This is a genomic window from Maribellus sp. YY47 (assembly GCF_023111095.1).
Lineage (GTDB): Bacteria > Bacteroidota > Bacteroidia > Bacteroidales > Prolixibacteraceae > Draconibacterium.
The window spans coordinates 227,948-240,262 of sequence record NZ_JALGYW010000003.1 but is presented as its reverse complement, the minus strand read 5'-3'; the positions used below and the strand labels follow the sequence as shown (position 1 = coordinate 240,262).

The 12,315-nt window shown below is 45.5% G+C and carries 9 protein-coding genes; 6 read left to right on the top strand and 3 right to left on the bottom strand.

Features of this window, described 5'->3' with window-relative positions; genetic code table 11:
• Window positions 1–9: 9 nt before the first annotated feature.
• The 6 genes from MR764_RS03750 (at window position 10) to MR764_RS03725 (ending at window position 8,771) form a co-directional block, all read left to right on the top strand.
• The gene (locus MR764_RS03750; RefSeq protein WP_247978054.1) at window positions 10–1,974 is read left to right on the top strand and encodes a family 20 glycosylhydrolase; all 1,965 of its coding nucleotides are present in this window, start codon (window positions 10–12) and stop codon (window positions 1,972–1,974) included.
• Window positions 1,975–1,984: 10 nt separating this feature from the next.
• Complete coding sequence (locus MR764_RS03745) at window positions 1,985–4,105, top strand: GDSL-type esterase/lipase family protein (protein ID WP_247978053.1); 2,121 nt, start codon at window positions 1,985–1,987, stop codon at window positions 4,103–4,105.
• 69 nt (window positions 4,106–4,174) lie between these two features.
• Window positions 4,175–5,092 carry a dihydrodipicolinate synthase family protein gene (locus tag MR764_RS03740; RefSeq protein ID WP_247978052.1) on the top strand — a complete coding sequence of 306 codons (918 nt, stop codon included), beginning with the start codon at window positions 4,175–4,177 and terminating at the stop codon, window positions 5,090–5,092.
• 79 nt (window positions 5,093–5,171) lie between these two features.
• The gene (locus MR764_RS03735) at window positions 5,172–6,272 is read left to right on the top strand and encodes a kelch repeat-containing protein (protein WP_247978051.1); all 1,101 of its coding nucleotides are present in this window, start codon (window positions 5,172–5,174) and stop codon (window positions 6,270–6,272) included.
• Window positions 6,273–6,290: 18 nt separating this feature from the next.
• Complete coding sequence (locus MR764_RS03730; RefSeq protein ID WP_247978050.1) at window positions 6,291–7,463, top strand: AGE family epimerase/isomerase; 1,173 nt, start codon at window positions 6,291–6,293, stop codon at window positions 7,461–7,463.
• Between the two features lie 45 nt (window positions 7,464–7,508).
• On the top strand, window positions 7,509–8,771 hold the full coding sequence (locus MR764_RS03725) for an MFS transporter (protein WP_247978049.1): 1,263 nt from the start codon (window positions 7,509–7,511) through the stop codon (window positions 8,769–8,771).
• 306 nt (window positions 8,772–9,077) lie between these two features.
• Here the strand turns inward: MR764_RS03725 and MR764_RS03720 are convergent, their stop codons facing one another.
• The 3 genes from MR764_RS03720 to MR764_RS03710 all read right to left on the bottom strand — a co-directional run bounded on the left by MR764_RS03720 (window position 9,078) and on the right by MR764_RS03710 (window position 12,299).
• Window positions 9,078–9,836 carry a nuclear transport factor 2 family protein gene (locus MR764_RS03720; RefSeq protein ID WP_247978048.1) on the bottom strand — a complete coding sequence of 253 codons (759 nt, stop codon included), beginning with the start codon at window positions 9,834–9,836 and terminating at the stop codon, window positions 9,078–9,080.
• Between the two features lie 286 nt (window positions 9,837–10,122).
• Window positions 10,123–10,293, bottom strand: coding sequence for a hypothetical protein (locus MR764_RS03715; protein ID WP_247978047.1), 171 nt, complete (start codon window positions 10,291–10,293; stop codon window positions 10,123–10,125).
• 8 nt (window positions 10,294–10,301) lie between these two features.
• Entirely contained in the window at window positions 10,302–12,299 is a 1,998-nt protein-coding gene (locus tag MR764_RS03710; RefSeq protein WP_247978046.1) for a M14 family zinc carboxypeptidase, read from the bottom strand.
• Window positions 12,300–12,315: the final 16 nt, after the last annotated feature.

The window sequence follows — 12,315 nt, the reverse complement described above, 5'->3', positions numbered from 1 at the left end:
CAACCGAAAATGAATAAAATATCAAAATATTTTAGCTTCCTGACAGCGCTTGTTGCTGTCGGGATGCTTTTTTCATGTAGCACAGAAAAAGATCCAATTCCGGCGCTGATACCGATGCCGCAGCAAATCGAATGGAGCACGTCGTCATTTAATATGGCCGACAGCAGCGCCTGTTTTGTGCAGCGCATAGTTGCCGATATTCCGGAGGTTCCGCTGAACAAGAAGGAAGCCTATCGCTTAAATGTTTCGGCCGATTCTGTAATCCTGGAAGCCACAAGCGAAACCGGAATTTACCGCGGCCTGCAAACCGTAAAACAGCTGCTTGTCGAAAAAAATGGAAAACGTTACCTGAAAGGCTGTACGATTGTTGACTGGCCGGCTTTTCGCATTCGTGGTTTTATGCAGGATGTAGGCCGGAATTTCCAACCCATGGATATGCTGAAAGAGCAAATCGATGTATTGGCGGCCTATAAGTATAACGTGTTTCATTTTCATGTGACCGAAAATCCGGGCTGGCGGCTGGAGAGCAAAATCTATCCGCAGTTGAACGCCGCGGAAAGCATGACGCGTGAGAAAGGGAAATTCTATACCCAGGAAGATTTTAAAGCGCTGGTGGCGTATTGCCGGGAACGAAAAATTACGCTGATACCCGAGTTCGACATTCCCGGGCATAGTGCTGCTTTCCGCAAAGCAATGGGCATTGAAACGATGAGCGATCCGCGCGTACAACCGGTTTTAATCGACCTGGTTGATGAATTGTGCAGCCTGGCTCCGGCCAACGTGATGCCCTACATCCATTTAGGAACAGACGAAGTTTGGCACGATTATGAAAAACCATCACCAACGTTGTTGCCGGCGCTTCTTGAGCGGGTAACGCAATATCACGGCCGCGAGCTGATTGTTTGGCGTCCGGGGCAGCATATCGAAGGCGACTCGGTTTCCATCACGCAACTTTGGTCGTCAAACGGGCATCCCAAACCGGGGCACCGTTATATCGACTGCCGTTTAAATTACGTCAACCATCTCGATCCCTTGTCGGGCATCACTCAGTTGTACTTCGATCGAATTAACGGAGCTGCTCACGGCGATTCGCTGCGTATAGGAGGCATTTTCTGTTGCTGGAACGATAACAATGTAAATGAGGCTTACGACATTTTGGTGCAAAACCCCGTGTATCCGGGGATTGTTACCTACGTCGAAACTTCGTGGACCGGCCAAAAAACAGATGTTGGTGAAAACTACCTGGCAAAACTACCGGAAAAAGGAAGTGAACTATTCAATGAATTCAGCGCTTTTGAGGACCGGATGATCGAGCACCGCGATAAATATTTTCAGGGTAAACCGTTTCCGTATGTAAAACAATCAAACATTGAATGGAAAGTTCTGGGGCCGATCGCGAATGGTGGAGATGTTGATGTTGCCTTTCCGATAGAAGATAAGTTGTTGGGAACCTACCGTATCGACACAGCAAATTACACCTGGCAGGGGCCGCTTTATGGCGGAACAATTCAGTTAACGCACTACTTTGGTTATCCGTCGCATTTCCCAAAAGAAACAGGAACTTATTATGCCTACACGCAAATCTGGTCGCCACAGGACCAAAGCGTTGGAGCGTGGATAAGTTTTCACGACTGGTCGCGTTCCGGTGGCCGCCGGGGAGGACCATTTCCGGAAAATGGGGAATGGCACAATACACACCCGAAAGCCTGGCTGAATGGCGAACTGATTGCCGCGCCCCAATGGAATAATCCGAGTCTGGCGAGTAACACGGAAGAAATTCCGTTCACCGATGAAAATTACTTTTTCAGAAAACCGGCTTCCATTCTCCTGGAAAAGGGGTGGAACGAAGTGTTACTGAAAATTCCAGTCAAAAATGATACCTGGAAACGCATGTTTACTTTTGTGCCGGTACAGGATGAAAATGGAACCATGAAAGAAGTTGAAGGCCTGAAGTTTTCAGCTGAACTGAAATAAAAAAATTAAGATGAAATTTCGTTGCATAGTGTTATTGGTAGGATGGTTGATGCTCGTGTTGGGCGTCGGGCAAAGTGCCATGGCCATGTCATCAAAGAACGATGTACAGAAGAAAATAAAAGTAGCCTGTGTAGGGAATTCAGTGACCCGCGGTTATTTGTTGAGCAACCCCGAGCGCGATTCGTATCCCTCGCAATTGCAGAATTTATTGGGCGACGCTTACGAGGTGCAGAATTTCGGGCACAGTGGAGCCACACTTTTAAGCAAAGGGCACCGTCCGTATGTGGAAATGCCCGAGTATCCCGAGGCCCTGAAATTTGATGCCGACATTATCGTTATTCATCTTGGTTTAAATGATACCGACCCACGCAACTGGCCCAGCTACCGCGATGAGTTTGTGCCGGATTACATGGCGCTGATTGATTCGTTTCGCACACACAGCTCCAACAAACCACAGGTGTACATTTGCAAAATGACGCCTATTTTTAATACGCATCCACGTTTTAAATCGGGTACACGCGACTGGTTTTGGCAAATTCAGGATGCCATTGAACAAGTGGCCAAAAACAGTAAAACCGGGTTAATCGATTTGCACCCGGCCTTGTACGGCCGTCCCGGATTATTTCCCGATGCTATTCATCCGAATGAGGAAGGAGCCGGAATTTTAGCGCAAACCGTTTACGAAAATATTACGGGCGATTTTGGAGGATTGAGCCTGGCGCCGGTTTTTATGAACCACATGGTGCTGCAGCAAAAAAAGCCCATTCCGGTTTACGGAAAAGCCAACAGCGGAACAAAACTTACGCTGACTTTTGCAAAGCAAAAAAGAACCTGTACGGCCAACGAACACGGCGAATGGTCGGTTACTTTCGATGCGGTAGCTGCCGGGGGGCCTTACGAGCTAAAAGTGAGTAGCGACAGTAACGAATCAATTTTGCTTGAAGATATTTTAGTGGGCGAAGTGTGGCTTTGTGCCGGGCAATCGAACATGGACTTTGAAACAAAACACGCAGTTAATGCTTCAACGCTGATTGACAATGCCGCCGACTTCTCCAATCTTCGTCTGTACAAGTTAAAAGGCCTTGCCCGTACCGATAATAAAAACTGGGACTTAACCACGCTGGTAAAAGTAAATCAGCTCGATTTTTTTGACGGCGAATGGGAACCGAGTAGTTCCGATGATGCAGCCGAATTTTCGGCTATTGGTTACACATTTGGCCGACAGCTGAATGAAAAACTGAACGTTCCGATTGGGCTGATACAACTCAGCGTTGGTGGTGCACCGGCCGAAGCGTTTATCGACCGCAAAACGCTGGAGTTCGACCCGTACATGGTGGACGTGCTGAATAACTGGAAACAGAACGATTTTATCCAGGGTTGGTGCCGCGAGCGGGCAGCTACCAATACCGAACTGGCCAAAAACAAACTGCAGCGTCATCCCTACGAGCCGGCTTACATTTACGAGGCTGGTATGTCCTTGGTGCAAGGAATTCCGGTGGCCGGAGTCATCTGGTACCAGGGCGAATCGAATGCCCACAATGCCGAACATTTCAGGCATGCTTTTTCGGCGCTGGTAAAATCATGGCGCTCGGCGTTTAACAATGCTGAAATGCCTTTTTATTTTGCGCAACTTTCAAGTATCGACCGTCCATCGTGGCCGTATTTTCGCGAAACCCAGCGGGAACTGGCACTCAGCATTCCCAAAGCGGCAATGGTAGTAACCAGCGATTTGGGCGATTCGCTGGATGTGCATCCGAAGCATAAAATCGAAATTGGCGAACGTTTTGCCAACCTGGCCTTGTCGCGCAATTACGGGATGCAAGATGTTCCGGATGGCGGACCACAAATTAGCACGGTAACGCAGGAAAAGGATAAAGTGATTCTTACTTTTTCACATGCAGCGCAATTAAAAACATCGGATGGCGAAGTGCTTCGAGAACTGGAAGTGGCCGGAGAAGATGGCCTGTTTTATCCCGTTGCAGCAACCTTGAAAGACAATAAAATTATTATCAAATCAAAAGATAAAAAGATTGAACAGGTTCGCTATGGCTGGAAACCTTTTTCCAGAGCTAACCTGGTAAACGAAAACGGGTGGCCGGCATCTACTTTTCGGGTAGCCTGTCCACTTTAGCTTGACTTATACAGAATTATTGAATATAAAGAGAAGTATCTCGAAAGAGATTTTAAAAAAAATGAAAACATGAATAGATTTAACGGCCTTATCGCAGCACCCTTCACTCCAATGGACAACAAAGGAGAAGTGGTTTATGGCAAAATTCCGGATTACGTCGGATTACTGGAGAAGAATAAAGTGGTTGGCGCTTTCGTAAATGGCTCAACCGGTGAGGGAGTTTCCTTGTCGCAAAAGGAAAAGATGCAAATTACAGAGGAGTGGGTAAAAGCGGCTTCTGGTAAAAAAGAACTTAAAATTATTAACCTGATTGGCGGTACTTCCTACAAAGAATGTATTGAAAACGCCAAGCATTCGGAAGAGTGTGGAGTAGATGCCATTGCTATGTTGGCACCTTATTATTTCAAACCCGGTTCGGGTGGTCAGTTGGCCGAATATTGTGCAAAAGTAGCAGAAGCGGTTCCTGATGTACCTTTTTATTTTTACCATATTCCGGTACTCTCAGGGTGCTTTGTGCCCATGTACGATTTCCTGCAGGAAGCTTCAGGTATGATTCCTAACCTGGCAGGTATCAAGTACACACACGAAGATTTTATGGATTTTCTGAGTTGTATTCACTTTGCAGACGGAAAATACGACATGCTTTGGGGACGCGACGAGAACCTGTTATCGGCATTGGTGCTGGGAGCACGCGGTGGAGTAGGAAGTACTTACAACTATGCAGCGCCATTGTATTATCAGCTGATTGATGCTTTTGATAACGGCGACCTGGCAAAAGCACGTAAATTGCAACAACAATCCATCGATATGATTCGCTTGCTGGGCAAATACGGCGGTATCGCAACCGGTAAAGCCTACATGCGCTATATTGGTTTTGAATGCGGAGAATTCCGTTTACCTATAAAAAATATGAGCAGTGAAGCCTACCAAAAGTTTGAAAAAGATGTTCAGGGACTACAAATTCAGGAACTTTTCAGTACGCTTTAAGCGAAAAGCAAGAATATTTTCAATCATCATTTTAGGGGGAGCGCTGTTTCAATGCTCTCCCGTTGAAAAAAAAGAAGCTATGAATATCAAGTGGGGAAGTTTGCCGGATATTCCGCCAACTGCCGGGCAGCAGGAACAAAAAGGGCTTGCAGGTGCATTGGCCGGAGTATCTTCAGAGATGTTGGTTGTTGCCGGAGGTTCCAACTTTCCGGATTCCTTTCCCTGGCAGGGAGGGACAAAAACCTATTACGACGATATTTTCTTTTTTAACCTGAAGGAAAAGGACGCAGCATGGCAGGTGGCCGATCAAAAACTTCCGGCTCCCTTGGCCTATTCAGCCTGTGTGTCGGTGAATGACGAGGTTATTTGCATTGGAGGTGAAAACGTGAACGGACCGGTTTCCGACGTTTTAAAACTGAAGTTAGAACAGGGCGACGTGCAAATCAACAGCCTGACCGATTTCCCGGTTGCCGTTTCAAATTGTGGCGCGGCAACTATCGGATCGGTGGTTTATGTGGCCGGAGGCTCAGGAACTAATGGAAATATCTCGTCGTTGTATTGCGCCGATGTGGCTAAAGCTGATTTCGAATGGGAAGCACTTCCCAACATGCCCGGCCCGTTGTCGAATGCCGTGGTGGTAAGTCAGAACGACGGAAACGAGGAGTGTATTTACGTTTTGGGAGGCCGCAACAGAGCCGGCGAACTAAGCACATTTTTTAGCTCGGTGCTGAAATATTCACCTTCGAAAAAAGCGTGGGAACAGGTTGGAGATATAACCGGTGCTAAAAATAAACCGGTACCTCTTGCGGCCGGAACAGGCGCTGCCGTGGGTAGAAACCACATCCTTCTTTTCGGAGGAGACGATGGACTGCTGTTTAACAAAACCGAAGCGTTTCTGAATGCAGTAGCTGCAGCCGAAACTCCCGAAGAAAAACAAACAATAAACAACCAGAAAATAAAGCATCTGGAAGGACACCCGGGGTTTAGTCGTCAATTGTTTTTATACAACATGCTTACCGGAGAATGTGTGCAAGAGGGAGAACTTCCTTTTCCAACACAGGTGACTACCCTGGCGGTAAAATTCAATAACCGGATTTACATCCCCAACGGAGAAGTAAGACCAGGGGTGCGTACTCCAAAAGTTACTTTTGCCGAGATTTCTGTAAACGAACAGGAATAATACATTAAACTGAAAGAAATGGATTTTAAAGTTTTATCGGAACAATATAAAAACGAGCTGTTAAACAAAGTGGTTCCCTTTTGGGAAGCCAATTCGCTCGACAAGGAATTTGGCGGTTATTTCACCTGCTTAGACCGTGAAGGAAAGGTGTTTGATACCGATAAATTTATTTGGCTGCAAGCCCGCCAGGTGTGGATGTTTGCCAAACTGTACAACGAAGTGGAACAAAAGCAGGAATGGTTACAGATTGCCCTCGATGGCGCTGCCTTTTTGCAAAAATACGGACACGACGGTAACCTGAACTGGTATTTTTCGCTTACCCGCGAAGGACAACCGCTGGTACAGCCGTACAATATTTTTTCTGACTGTTTTGCTACAATGGCATTTGGTCAGCTGAGCAAAGCCACCGGAAGCGAAGAGTTTGCCGCTATCTCAAAAGATACCTTTCAGAATATTTTAAAACGAAGCGATAATCCCAAAGGCAACTACAACAAGCTGGTGCCCGGCACACGTCCGTTAAAGAGCTTTTCATTGCCCATGATTATGTGCAATCTCGCGCTGGAAATCGAACACCTGCTGGAGCCCGAACTGGTGAACAGTACGGTTGAAAAAGTATTGCACGAAGTAATGGAAGTTTTCTATCAGCCCGATTCGGGATTGATTCTGGAAAATGTAAATCCCGACGGAAGTTTTTCCGATTCGTTTGAAGGACGCCTCTTAAATCCGGGGCATGCCATCGAAGCCATGTGGTTTATCATGGACCTGTCAGAACGCTTAAAAAGGCCGGAGTTGGCGCAAAAAGCAGTTGATATTGCCTTGCGAACGCTGAAATATGGCTGGGATGAAAAATACGGCGGAATTTTCTATTTCCTCGATATAAAAGGAACCCCGCCGCAACAACTTGAATGGGACCAGAAACTTTGGTGGGTGCACATCGAAACATTAATCACACTGATAAAAGGATACGCGCTTACCGGCAACGAAGAATGTCTGGCCTGGTTTGAAAAAGTACACGAATATTCGTGGGCGCATTTTGCCGACGCCGAGTTTGGCGAATGGTTTGGCTACCTCAACCGTCAGGGAGAAGTACTGCTTAACCTGAAAGGCGGCAAATGGAAAGGATGTTTCCATGTTCCGCGCGGTATGTTCCAGGTTTGGAAAACGCTCGAGAAAATACATAATTACGGATAAACATAACGGATACTAAATATCTAAAAAGAATCAAATCGAAATAAAATGAACCAAAGCAAAATAAAATCAATATATCCCTGGGTGGTAGTAGGACTTTTATGGGTGGTTGCCCTTTTGAATTATATGGATCGTCAGATGTTATCGACTATGAAGGTGTCGATGATGATCGACATAAAAGAGCTGGAAACGGCTGAAAATTTTGGCCGTTTAATGGCGGTGTTTCTATGGATATATGGTTTTATGAGTCCGGTCGCCGGAATTGTGGCCGACCGGGTAAACAGAAAGTGGTTGATTGTTGGAAGTTTAGCCGTTTGGTCGGCGGTAACGCTGTCGATGTGCTACTCCAATAATTTCCAGGTTTTATATGTACTCAGAGCCCTTATGGGAATTAGCGAAGCCTTGTATATTCCTGCTGCTCTCGCACTGATTGCCGATTACCACGAAGGGCGAACGCGTTCGCTGGCCATTGGTATTCACATGACCGGTTTGTATCTCGGTCAGGCCATCGGCGGCTTTGGAGCTACCGTAGCTCACGAGTTTTCGTGGCAAACCGCTTTCCATTCTTTTGGATTGATCGGGATTTTGTACAGCGTGGTGCTCATCTTTTTCCTGCGTGAGAAAAAGGACCGTTTTGCTGCTCCGCCGGTCGAGCAGAATACAAAAACGGAAAAAATCAGCGGTTTTGCGTCCATTACCCAAAGTTTGGGAATGTTGCTCGGGACAATGAGCTTCTGGGTGATCCTCTTCTATTTTGCTGCGCCGAGCTTCCCCGGATGGGCGACCAAAAACTGGCTGCCTACCTTATTTTCTGAAAGCCTTGGTATGGATATGTCGAAAGCAGGACCATTGGCTACCATTACGATTGCAGCATCTTCGTTTATCGGTGTGATATTTGGCGGTATCCTGGCCGACCGCTGGATTGGGAAGAACGTCAGAGGACGAATTTATACCGGCGCCATTGGGCTTTCGCTTACTATTCCTGCCTTGTTGTTACTGGGCATGGGACACGGCTTTGCCGGTATTATTGGTGGTGGAGTTTTGTTCGGAATCGGATTCGGAATGTTCGATGCCAACAATATGCCTATACTCTGTCAGTTTGTGTCGCCACGCCATCGTGCAGCGGGCTACGGATTAATGAACCTCACCGGTGTTTTTGCTGGTGCTTTTGTAACCGAATTGCTGGGTAAATCAACCGATTCAGGCAATTTGGGCAGAGATATGGCCATGCTGGCTATTCCTGTGGCAGTGGCAGTAATCCTTCAGCTGGCGGTATTGAAACCAACTACAGCAAACAAGGAAAACGATTAAAGAGGATAGCGCATTCAATCTAATTAATAGTAAAATATAGAAAGGAAGGATTAGCTTAAAAACGATTTTTTTAAACCATATCATTCCATAAAAAGCACAAAAGGTACGACCAAGATTTACCAATAAAAACAAATAGAACGCTGATAACGATTCTACTGATTTTCGCTGTTTTTTCGTGACTATCGGTTAAAATCAATGTGATCAGCGTTCTGTTTTTACGTTTTATGTGTAAGTACATAACTTGTATATTTCAAATAGAAAACATCCCCATTCTGAAGCCTAATTGAAGATATTATCCGAATGGTATTACTTCATCTTCTCCACTTTTGCATAAACCTGGTCTTTGAAGTAGTCTTTCACAACCTCGGGCATGGAGTCTGCCACACTATTGAAAGCTTCGCTGTCGTGAATTATTTTATAGTTTTCCGCATTGTTCCAATTGCCTTTGATGAAATAGTTGTAGGTGTCGTTGCTGTTTTCCTCAATATTGAAAAGGGTATAACCGCAATTCCAATACCCCATCGATGAAATGGCGGCATTCAGTTTTTCGATGTTCTCCTTAAGTTTCTCAATACTCAGGTCTTCGGGAATTTTTAGCATATGAACGCTGGCATAACCTGTATCTTCCGGATTGGGTAGATGCGAGCTGTGGAAATAATTGAGCAACCACTTGCCGTTTTCTTTTTTCAGGACATAATTTTCATAGGTTGTAAAATGAATCACTGCCGGATCTTTGGTAAAATGAGCATCAAATTCAACCACCGAAGTGGCCATATTGCCGGACACCTCTGTTTTTACAAAATTCAATTTCATGTCAATGGTAGCTCCTTCCAGCGATTTGAAAACATCGATAAATTCGTTGATGTTGTTGAAAAACATCCCGTCTTCAAAAGCTGTAAAGTCAGAGGTGCAAAAAGTCGGGATCGCTTCGTAATCAAATTTCTGGGCAGCAGCATAAAACTCGTTGATGGCTTTTTCCACGTTTGCTTTCTCCGTTTCAGGATCGGGTGTGGTACATCCCAACACAAAAAGTGCAAGAACGGCAATAAAATACAGTCTTTTCATATCAGTTTTATTTATGGATTAATACTAAAAGTTACAAAATAAAGAGCTGATATACAAGTTGGTATAGGTGTGTTTGTGTTGTGCAGCGAACACCGGTTGGGAGTTGGATAGAAGGGCGATAAAAAGCAACAACACTTTTCACGCAAAGTAGGCCGGGGTATAAAACAAAGAATTCAAAAACAGATGCAGAGATGAGATTCTGTGCCGTTTACGCTTCTCTATATTATATCAAGCAGCTGACTTTCTCAACGTTTTGAACAACCTTATTTGCCAAATTCAGAAATGATTAGCGGATAATATTTCCAAAAAATACCGAATTGGTAAAAAGCTTGGTGGTTCCCAGCCACGTTCCTCTGAAATTCATGTTGTCGTAATAGCTGATCAACTTTCCTTTGCCAACTGACTGAACCGACACTACGGGAGCGTTGGCAATACGTTCCAGGTTTTTTCCCGACACCCAGCCGCTCAAATACGGAGATGCGGTAAACTGAACCGGTTCAACAAATTTTCGATCGAGCGAATTCGCAACCCGTGTGGTTGATCAAAACGTTGATCAAACAGGTGCCAGATTTCGCCTGCATCCAAACTGCTGGTGCTGCCGCCAACAAAAAGCAAAATTTGGGGGCACGAAAGTTTTTCGAAATTGTTGCTGCCCAGGTCAATTCCCTGCGGCGATAATCCGGTAGAAAGCGCATAAAAGTCGATCCCAGAATTTTGAGCCACCGACGATACCAGGCTTTTTAGTTGATCAGGTGATTTTGGCTGATCATAAACCGAAACCAGGATGGTGCCGTTTTCAAATTTTTCTTCCTTGCTGTCTATCTTAAAACTAAATTTGGCGGAGGCAACTTTGGTGGTTAATCCTGCGGCCTGTAACTGGTACAATGCTTTTGGTGCCGAATATTCGTTCCACCTGAAAACATAGGCAACCGGATGGCCACTTCCAATTATTTTTCCTTCGGGTTGAAGTGATTTAACCGGGTTATTTGACAGGCTGATACCGGACAAACTGTTTAACGATGCACTTGGCAGACCATAGGCGCGTGTGAACGTCCAGGTAGAGACATCGTAAAACGTAGTGTCGGTAAAATCGTGGGCTTCTCCGAAAATAGAAGTTAACAGCCGATACTGCTTTTGCCCGACAGGAACAACAAAACTGCTTCCGGCCTTGAATTCTTTTCCATCAACGGTGGCATCTTTGGTATTGGCATAAACATCTATTTGATGACGATTTAGCAGATCGACAAACAGTTGGGTTTTCACCTTGTCGGTTTCGCTTCCAAAAATATAGGCTTTGGTTTTGCTTTGTTTTCCCAGTTTTATCGCATCGTTGTAAAAATCCTTTTGCATGTCGAGCAATTCATCGTGCAAATTCATGGCTGCGTCGAGTGTTGACAAAGAGACAGTGAACTGGTTGCGAATGCCGTAGGCCAGTTTTCTGATTCCGTTGGATGTTTCGCGCACTCTTCCCTTGAACCCGGCCTGTTCAAACAAAATGCCGATGCTTCCATTGATGTCGGGATAAGAGGACCCTTTTCCAAAATAGAAGTCGTCGAATTGTTCTTCTGAAAAATAGGGAGCTCCAATTTTATCCAGGTATCTGGCATGGTACGCGGCAATTTTACGAGTCAGCTCATAATTGCTTTCCGGCGTAAGCGGATTGTTTCGCGTGTGAACTCCGGGCTGAAAAAAGAAGGTGGAGTTGGCTCCCATCTCATGGTGATCGGTAACAATATTGGGTTTCCATTCGTGAAATTTCTCCACGCGTCCTCTGCTTTCGGGGTGAACAAGCAAGAGGTAGTCGCGGTTCAGGTCGAACCAGTAGTGATTGGGACGCCCGCCCGGCCAAACTTCATCAAATTGCCGCGAGTTGGAATCGCCATCGGATACGTTGCTTTGGTGCATATTGGCCCAGGCGCTGTGCCGGGTAAATCCATCGGGATTTAAACAAGGATCCACAATCACAATCGTATTTTTTAATAGCTCGTCTATCTTTTCTCCTTCGGCTGCGGTCAGGTAATAAACAGTAAGTACCGAGGCATTTCCGCCGCTCGATTCGTTGCCGTGAATATTGTAGGTAAGGCTAACCACCAATGGAACATCTTCTGTTGTGATTTGGCTGCCCGGTTCGGAATATTGATAATGGCGTTCTTTTAGCTGATCAAGATTTCGCTGGTTCTCTTTCGATGTAAATACCACGTGAAACAATGGACGGTTTTCGTACGAACGGGCATATTCATAAACAATTGCACGGTCAGAAAGCCGCGCGATTTCTTTTACGTACGAAAGAAGCTGATCGTGCGAAAGATGCCATTCTCCGATTTGCTGATGAAAAAAATCTTCCGGTGTCGGAATTGCCTCGTTGTACGAAACATCGTCGGGTAAAAAATAGGAAAGTTTTTCCTGCGCCACCGAAAATAAAAAGCCGGCAGCAAGAACAAAAGACATCAGCAATTTCTTCATAAGAGACTTTTTAGGT